Annotated in this window: 7 protein-coding genes; 5 read left to right on the forward strand and 2 right to left on the reverse strand. The window is 69.8% G+C overall.

Going from position 1 to position 8,077, the window contains the following annotated elements; genetic code table 11:
• The 5 genes from cydD to cydX form a co-directional block, all read left to right on the forward strand.
• The coding region (gene cydD, locus AC1DOC_RS10425; RefSeq protein WP_478129772.1) for a thiol reductant ABC exporter subunit CydD at nucleotides 1-1,594 on the forward strand (1,594 nt) is incomplete at its 5' end.
• Nucleotides 1,591-3,297, forward strand: coding sequence for an amino acid ABC transporter ATP-binding/permease protein (locus tag AC1DOC_RS10430; protein ID WP_478129773.1), 1,707 nt, complete (start codon nucleotides 1,591-1,593; stop codon nucleotides 3,295-3,297). The genes cydD and AC1DOC_RS10430, both read left to right, overlap by 4 nt.
• A 52-nt stretch (nucleotides 3,298-3,349) precedes the next feature.
• Nucleotides 3,350-4,954 (forward strand): cytochrome ubiquinol oxidase subunit I, encoded by a 1,605-nt coding sequence (locus AC1DOC_RS10435; protein ID WP_478084485.1) that lies wholly within the window; start codon nucleotides 3,350-3,352, stop codon nucleotides 4,952-4,954.
• Nucleotides 4,951-6,105 (forward strand): cytochrome d ubiquinol oxidase subunit II, encoded by a 1,155-nt coding sequence (gene cydB, locus AC1DOC_RS10440; protein WP_478081442.1) that lies wholly within the window; start codon nucleotides 4,951-4,953, stop codon nucleotides 6,103-6,105. Before AC1DOC_RS10435 ends, cydB begins: the two co-directional genes overlap by 4 nt.
• A gap of 13 nt (nucleotides 6,106-6,118) precedes the next feature.
• Entirely contained in the window at nucleotides 6,119-6,268 is a 150-nt protein-coding gene (gene cydX, locus AC1DOC_RS10445) for a cytochrome bd-I oxidase subunit CydX (protein WP_012748462.1), read from the forward strand.
• 11 nt (nucleotides 6,269-6,279) lie between these two features.
• On the opposite strand, the gene AC1DOC_RS10450 is transcribed toward cydX, so the two are convergent.
• Nucleotides 6,280-6,861 (reverse strand): GbsR/MarR family transcriptional regulator, encoded by a 582-nt coding sequence (locus AC1DOC_RS10450; RefSeq protein WP_478081441.1) that lies wholly within the window; start codon nucleotides 6,859-6,861, stop codon nucleotides 6,280-6,282.
• 74 nt (nucleotides 6,862-6,935) lie between these two features.
• Nucleotides 6,936-7,916, reverse strand: coding sequence for a LysR family transcriptional regulator (locus AC1DOC_RS10455; protein WP_478129774.1), 981 nt, complete (start codon nucleotides 7,914-7,916; stop codon nucleotides 6,936-6,938).
• Between the last annotated feature and the right edge of the window lie 161 nt (nucleotides 7,917-8,077).

The raw sequence follows: 8,077 nt of genomic DNA on the forward strand, positions 1-8,077 counted from the left end.
GGCCATGGCCGTGCAGGGGCTGGCCTCGGGGCAGGGGATTGCGGCGGTGCAGTGGCCGGCTTGCGGCATCCTGCTGCTGGGCGTGCTGCGGGCTGTTTGCGAGGCATGGGGCGCACGGCGCATCTTCGGACACGCGCGGGCGCAACTCTCGGCCCTGCGTGCCCAGACTGCCCGGGCGCTGGCGGCCGGTTCGCCGCTGGACCGCGAGCGTGCGGAGTCCGGGCGCTCGGCCMGCGTGCTGGCCGAGCAGGCCGAAGCGCTGGTGCCGTATCTCGTGCGCTACCGGCCCGCGCGCTGGCGCGCCACGGTGGTTCCCATCGTCATCCTGGCGGCGGTGGCCAGCCTTTCGTGGGTGGCGGCGCTCGTGCTGCTGGTGGCCGCTCCGCTGATCCCGCTTTTCATGGCCATCGTCGGCTGGCGCGCCAAGGCCGCGAGCGAGGCGCAGATGGTCGAGATGGGCGGCATGAACGCCTTCCTGCTCGACCGCCTGCGCGGGCTGGCCACGCTGCGCGCGCTCGATGCGGTCGATGCCGCGGCCGGGCGGCTCGCGCAGGCGGCAGAGGCGCTGCGGGCGCGGACCATGGCGGTGCTGCGCATCGCCTTTCTCTCGTCGGCGGTGCTGGAGCTTTTCTCGGCGCTGGGCGTGGCCATGGTGGCGGCCTACGTCGGCTTCCACCTGCTGGGCAGCTTGGGCTTCGGCGCCTGGGGAAGCCAGCTGAGCCTGGGAGAAGGGTTGTTCATCCTGCTGCTTGCGCCGGCGTTCTTCGAACCGCTGCGCGAACTCTCGGCGGTGTGGCACGACCGCGCGGCTGGGGAGGCGGCACTGCAGGCACTCGACGCGTTGCAAAGGCGCGCGTTGCCGCTGCCCGGGGCGCATGCGCCGGTCGCACGTGCCGCCACAGGCGCGGCCCGCACGGGCTCCGCGCCCGCCATCGTGATCCGCGGCCTGCATTTCGCCTGGCCGGGCGAGGCGCGCAAGGTCTTCGATGGCTTGGACCTGCGCATCGGGGCCGGCGAGCACGTGGCGCTCACCGGTGCGAGCGGCGCGGGCAAGACGGCGCTGCTGTCATTGCTGGCGGGGCTGCTGCCGGCCGCGCACGGCGACATCTCGATTGGCGGCGTGCCGCTGTCCGATCGCACCGCGGGTGCGCTGCGCCAGCGCATCGCCTGGATGGGGCAGAGGCCGCATGTGTTCGCGGGCTCGGTCGAGTCCAACGTCGCGCTCGGGCGCGCGGGCGTGGGCGCCTCGCAGGTTGCGGCGGCGATGCGCTTCGCCTCCCTCGAGACGGTGGCGCAGGCGCATCCGGGCGTGGCGCTGGGCGAGGGCGGCATCGGCCTGTCGGGCGGGGAGGCGGTGCGCCTGGCGCTGGCGCGCATCGCGGTCCACCCCCATGCGGACCTGCTGCTGGTGGACGAGCCCACCGCCCACCTCGACACCGAAACCGCCACCCAGGTGGCCGACGCGCTGCTGGCCCTGGCCCGCGGAAAGACCCTGGTCGTCGCCACGCACGACCCGGTGCTGGCGGCGCGCATGAACCGCTCGGTCCGTCTCGATGCCGAGCCGGCCGATGCCGCCTTGGAGCGCGCCGCATGAGCAGTTCCCAGGGTGGCTGGCGCGACCTCCGGCGGGTGCGGCGGCCGTTCCTGGCGGCGCAGCCCCGCGCGCTGCTGTGGGGCGGCGTGCTGGCGGCGGCCACCGTGCTGGCGGGCATGGCCTTGCTCGGCCTGTCGGGCTGGTTCATCACCGCGACGGCACTCGCGGGCCTGCATGCGGCCACGGCCTTCACCTTCGACGTGTTCATGCCCTCGGCCGGCATCCGGCTGTTGGCGCTCGGGCGCACCGCATCGCGCTACGGCGAGCGCCTGGTCACGCACGACGCAAGCTTCGGCGTGCTCGCGGCCTTGCGCGTGCGCCTGTTCCGCGGCTGGGCGCGCCCCGGCGCGGCGCTCCAGCTGGCGATGCGGCCATCGCGGCTCCTGTTCCGGCTGACCTCCGACATCGATGCGCTGGAGTCGCTCTACCTGCGGCTGCTCGTGCCCGCCGCCGCTGCGCTGGGCGCGGCGCTGCTCGCGGGCGTGGTGCTCGGGTTCATGCACGCCGGCGTGGGATTGGCGCTGCTGCTGTGGCTGGTGGCCGCCGGCTGGGGCCTGGCGCTGTTCATCGCGCGGCGCGCCCGGCGTCCGGCGGTGCGCCGCGCGCATGGCATCGAGGCGCTGCGGGCGCGCACCGCCGACCTCGTCGCGGGCCAGACCGACCTGGTGATGGCGGGGCGTGCCGATGCGCAGCGCGAAGCACTGATGAATGCCGATGCGCGCCTGGCCAAGGCCGACCTCGCGCTGAACAGGCTCGAGACTTCGGCCGGCGCGGCCTACAACGTGGCCGGCACGCTGACGCTGGTGGGCGTGTTGCTGGCGGTGGGTGCGCTCGTGGGCGAGGGCGCCATCGGCGCACCCGCTGCCGCACTGGGGCTGCTGGTGGCGCTGACGACCACGGAGCCGTTCGCGGCCCTGCGGCGCAGTGCGCTCGATGCCGGCCGCACCTGGCTCGCGGTGCGGCGCCTCGCGCCGCGCATGGCACCTGACGAGGCGCGGCCATGCGTCGCCGCCGTCGAACCCGGCGCGGCTTGCGCAGTGAGCCTGTCCGGCCTGAGCGCCGCGCACGCCGGCAGCGGCATTGCTGCGCTGAACGATGTCTCGCTGGCCATTGCGCCGGGCGAGCGGGTGGCGCTGATCGGCGCGAGCGGCGCGGGCAAGTCGACGCTGCTCGCGGTGATCGCCGGAGAAATCGCGCCGCTGGCCGGCAGCGTCAACGCACAGCCGGTGTGCCTCCTGACCCAGCGCACCGAGCTCTTCCAGGACAGCCTGCGCGACAACCTCCGGCTCGCCGACCCCGCCGCGGACGACGACCGCCTGTGGAGCGCATTGCAATCGGCCGGCCTTGCGGGCGACGTGCGCTCCTTTCCCGCCGGACTCGATACCGCGCTGGGCGAAGGCGGCCTGGGCCTTTCAGGCGGGCAGTCGCGCCGGCTCGCGCTCGCGCGGCTGCTGCTGCGCCCGGTGCCGCTCTGGCTGCTCGACGAGCCCACCGAGGCGCTGGATGCCGCCATCGCGCATGACGTGCTGCAGCGCCTGGCCAAGGAAGCCGGGCCGCGCACGCTGCTGATTGCCACGCACCTGCGCCGCGAGGCCGCGCTGGCCGACCGCCTGGTGTGCATGCGCCAGGGACGCATCGTTGCCGAGCTGCGGCGCGGCAGTCCCGCCTTCGAGGCCGCGCTGAACGCGCTGCGGCCCGACTGAACAGACAGAAGCCAAAGACCAAAAACAGGGAACACAAAAAGGAAGCCACCCCATGGACCTCGACATCGTTGCGCTATCGCGCCTGCAGTTCGCCGTCACGGCGCTCTACCACTTTTTGTTCGTGCCGCTGACGCTCGGGCTGTCGATCATCCTCGCGGTCATGGAAACCGTCTACGTGATGACGGGCCGCGTGATCTGGCGCGACATGACCAAGTTCTGGGGCGTGCTGTTCGGCATCAACTTTGCGATGGGCGTGGCCACCGGCGTGGTGATGGAGTTCCAGTTCGGCATGAACTGGAGCTACTACAGTCACTACGTCGGCGACATCTTCGGCGCGCCGCTGGCCATCGAGGGGCTGATGGCCTTCTTCATGGAAGCCACCTTCGTGGGCCTGTTCTTCTTCGGCTGGGACAAGCTCTCCAAGGTGGGCCACCTGGTCGCGACCTGGGCCGTGGCCATCGGCTCCAACTTCTCGGCGCTGTGGATCCTCATTGCCAACGGCTGGATGCAGAACCCCGTGGGCGCGGCCTTCAACCCGCAGACCATGCGCATGGAGGTGACCGACTTCTTCGCGGTGCTGACCAATCCCGTGGCGCAGGCCAAGTTCGTGCACACCGTGTCGGCGGGCTATGTGTGCGCGGCGGTGTTCGTGCTTGGCGTGTCGGCCTGGTATGTGCTCAAGGGCCGCCACCTCGAACTGGCCAAGCGCTCGATGACGGTCGCGGCCTCGTTCGGCCTGGCGGCGTCGCTGTCGGTGGTGGTGCTGGGCGACGAGAGCGGCTACCTGTCGACCGAGCACCAGAAGATGAAGCTGGCCGCCATCGAGGCCATGTGGGAAACGCACCCCGCGCCGGCGGCCTTCACCGCCTTCGGCTTCCCCGACCAGGAAGCGCGCGAGACGCACTACGCCATCCACATTCCGGCGGTGATGGGGCTGATCGGCACGCGCTCGCTCGACACCGTGATCCCGGGCATCGACGAGCTCGTGAAGCGCGCCGAGGTGCGCATCCGCGAAGGCATCAAGGCCTACGACGCGCTGCAGCAGATCCGCGCCGCCGGCAGCACGCAGGCCGTGCCGCAGGGCGTGCGCGACGCCTTCGAGAACGGCGGCACCGACATGGGCTATGCGCTGCTGCTCAAGCGCTACGTCGACGACCCGCGCAACGCCACGCCCGAGCAGATCGCCAAGGCCGCATGGGACACCGTGCCGCAGGTGGCGCCGCTGTTCTGGCTGTTCCGGATCATGGTGGGCATCGGCATGCTGCTGATCGTGCTGACGGCCACCTTCTTCGTGCTTTCGGCGCGGCGCCGGCTCGACCGCCACCGCTGGCTGCTCAGGGCCGCGGTGCTGGCCATCCCGCTGCCGTGGATCGCCATCGAGTTCGGCTGGCTGGTGGCCGAGTTCGGCCGCCAGCCCTGGGTGATCGAAGGCGTGCTGCCGACGGCGGTGGCGGTGTCGAACCTGGGCGTGAAGACGCTGCTCATCACGCTTGGCGGCTTCATCGCGATCTACACCACGCTCTTCATCATCGAGATGAAGCTGCTGCTCAAGGTGATACGCAAGGGGCCGGACGCCGAGCATGCGCCCGATGTCGGCGAAGCCCGGTCCCATGTTCCGCCAGTTCGCGCCATGGCGGCGCCAGGGAGTTCCTCATGATCCTGCATCAACTCATCGACTACGACACGCTTCGAATCATCTGGTGGGCGCTGATCGGCGTGCTGCTGGTCGGCTTTGCGGTCACCGACGGATTCGACCTGGGAAGCGGCATCCTGCTGCCGTTCGCCGCGCGTACCGATCTCGAGCGCCGCGTGGTCATCAACAGCGTGGGCCCGGTGTGGGAGGGCAACCAGGTGTGGCTGATCCTTGGCGGCGGCGCGATCTTCGCGGCCTGGCCGCAGCTGTACGCGGTGTCGTTCTCGGGCTTCTACCTGGCGATGTTCGTGATTCTCACGGCGCTCATCCTGCGGCCCGTGGCCTTCAAGTTCCGCAGCAAGCGCGAAGAGCCGGCCTGGCGCGCGCGCTGGGACGCGGTGCTGTTCTTCAGCGGCCTGGTGCCGGCGCTGATCTTCGGCGTGGCCGTGGGCAACGTGCTGCAGGGCATACCGTTTCGCTTTGCGACCGACATGCACATCCACTACGACGGCAGCTTCTTCGCGCTGCTCAATCCCTTCGCGCTGCTGTGCGGGCTGGTGTCGGTGGCGATGATGGTCACGCACGGCGCGGCATGGCTGCAGCTCAAGACCGCGGGTCCGGTGGCCGAGCGCGCGCGGCTCTATGGCAGCGTTGCCGCGGTGGCTGGCATCGTGCTGTATGCGCTCGCGGGCGTGTGGATGGCATCTGCCATCGGCGGCTACCGCATCACCAGCGCCGCCCAGATGACCGGGCCGTCGAATCCGCTGCTGAAGACCGTCGAGCTGCATGCAGGTGCATGGCTTGCCAACTATGCGGCCCATCCCTGGACCATGGCCGCGCCGGCGGCGGGCTTTGCCGGCCTGCTGGGTGCGCTCGCGGGCCTGCTGCTGCGCCGGCCCGTGCTGGCGCTGCTGGCGGCTGCGCTCGGCATTGCCGGCATCATCCTGAGCGTGGGCGCCTCGATGTTCCCGTTCATCCTGCCGTCGTCGATCGACCCGCGCGCGAGCCTCACGGTGTGGGACGCATCGTCGAGCCACCTCACGCTCTTCATCATGCTGGTGGTCACGGGCATCTTCATTCCCATCATCTTGGCCTACACCACCTGGGTCTACCACGTGCTGTGGGGCAAGGTCGACGAAAAGGCGATCCGCGAAGAGAGCGGACACGCGTACTGAACGGAGCAAAAAAATGTGGTACTTCGCCTGGATCCTCGGCCTGCCGCTGGCGGCCGCCTTCGCCGTGCTCAACGCGATGTGGTACGAACTGATGGACGACGACGCTATCCGCAAGGAGAAGCTCGCGCTGCCCGAAGCGCCGCAGGGGCAGGAGCGGCTCTGACAAAAGGCCGCTCAGCCGGCGGCCGGCTTTTTCTTCTTGGGCGTGCTGCCGGTGATGCGGTCCTTGAGGCTCAGCACCTTGGTCACGGTGGCGCCCATGCCCATCAGCTGCATCGCGGTTTCGGGCGCGAGCCGCTGGACGTCGTCGAACCACTTCATGAGCCGGTCGATCAGGTCGTGCATCTCGCGCATGCGCTCCTGTGCGTGGCGTTCGGCGTCGCTCGCGGGGGATTCGAGCAGCGCGCTGCGCAGCATCGAAAGCGTCGGCTCGATCTCGCGGCGGCGGCGCTCCTCGGCCAGCACGCGAAAGATCTCCCACACATCCGCCGGCGCCTCGAAATACTCGCGCCGGTCGCCGGGGTGGTGGCGCAGATGCACCAGCCGCCACGCCTGCAGTTCCTTCAGGCCCATGCTCACGTTGGAGCGCGAGAACTCCAGCAGCTCGGCAATCTCGTCGGCATTGAGCGCATGCTCGGAAATGAAGATCAGCGCATAGATCTGGCCGACGGTGCGGTTGATGCCCCACTTGCTGCCCATCTCGCCGAAGTGGGCGACGAACTGGCGGCTGAGCGGGGGAAGGGTGGCGGTGGGCATCCGCAGATTTTCGTTGCGAATTGCTGTAGCTTCAAGAAAGACTGAATCTTTCCGGGATGGGAGGCCGATCGCGTTCAGGCGGCCTGTGCCTGTGCCTGCGCCTGTGCTTGGGCATCGGCGAAGCGCCGCAGGTGCGCAATGAAGGTCGCGGCCGTCTCCGACAGCGGCTCGCCGATGCGCGTCAGCACGCCGAAGCCCTTCAGGTCCTTGCCGATGGGCACGGRCAGCACGCGCAGCAGCTTCGCGCGCACGTGGTCGCGCACGACGGATTCCGGCAGGGCACCCACCGCGTCGCTGGCCTGCAGCAATTGCAAGGTGGCGAAGACCGACGCGCATTCCACGAGGTTGGCCGGCGTGCTCCGTCCCACCGAGGTGAATTCATCCTCCATCAGTTGCCGCGCCGGGCTGGTCAGTGGCTGAAGAATCCAGGGCCAGGCCGTGAGCGCCTCGAGCGTCAGGCCGCGCTGGCGTGCGCAAGGGTGCCCGCGCCGCACCACCACCTGCATGGTCTCGTTGGCCAGCGGTGCGAAGGCAAAGGTGTTGTGCTGCTTGAGCGAGGAGAAGCGCCCGACGGCGAATTCGATCTCGTGCCGCTCCAGCAGGGCGCCGACCTGATCGCTGGTCTCGCCGAGGATGCGGACGTTGAGAAGCGGGCGCTCGCGCTTGATCTCGGCCATCGCACGTGCAACGAGGTCGGGAGCCGCGCCCATGATCGCGCCGATGACCAGCTGTCCGTGGCCGCCGCGGCGCTTGATCTCCAGGCCTTCGAGGAAGCGGGACAGGCCGGCCTGTGACTGGCGCGCATAGGCGACGACTTCTTCTCCGAGCGGCGTGGGGCGCAGCCCTCGCGAGTGGCGCTCGAACAATGGAAACCGGAAGGCCGATTCGATGTCCGCCAGCATCTTGGTGGCCGAAGGCTGCGTCACGCTGATCGCGGACGCGGCCTGGGCGAGCACCGGGCTCTCGGCCAGCGCGGCGAGAAGCGCCCAGTGCTTCAGGCGCAGGCGATTGATGAGCCGGGGCGCGCTGTTCGGGCTGTCGATTCGATATTCCATTTTGGAAATGCTCATGCCAAATTTTCGATTGGATCGTAATGGCGGCGGCTTCTAGAGTCCAGGCCATCGAACACCAAGGAGACAACATGAGACTGCTGCGATATGGCCCCGCGGGCCAGGAGCGACCGGGCCTGCTCGACGCCGACGGGACCCTTCGGGAC

The sequence above is a fragment of the Variovorax sp. 01T439_2 genome (genome assembly GCF_056398445.1).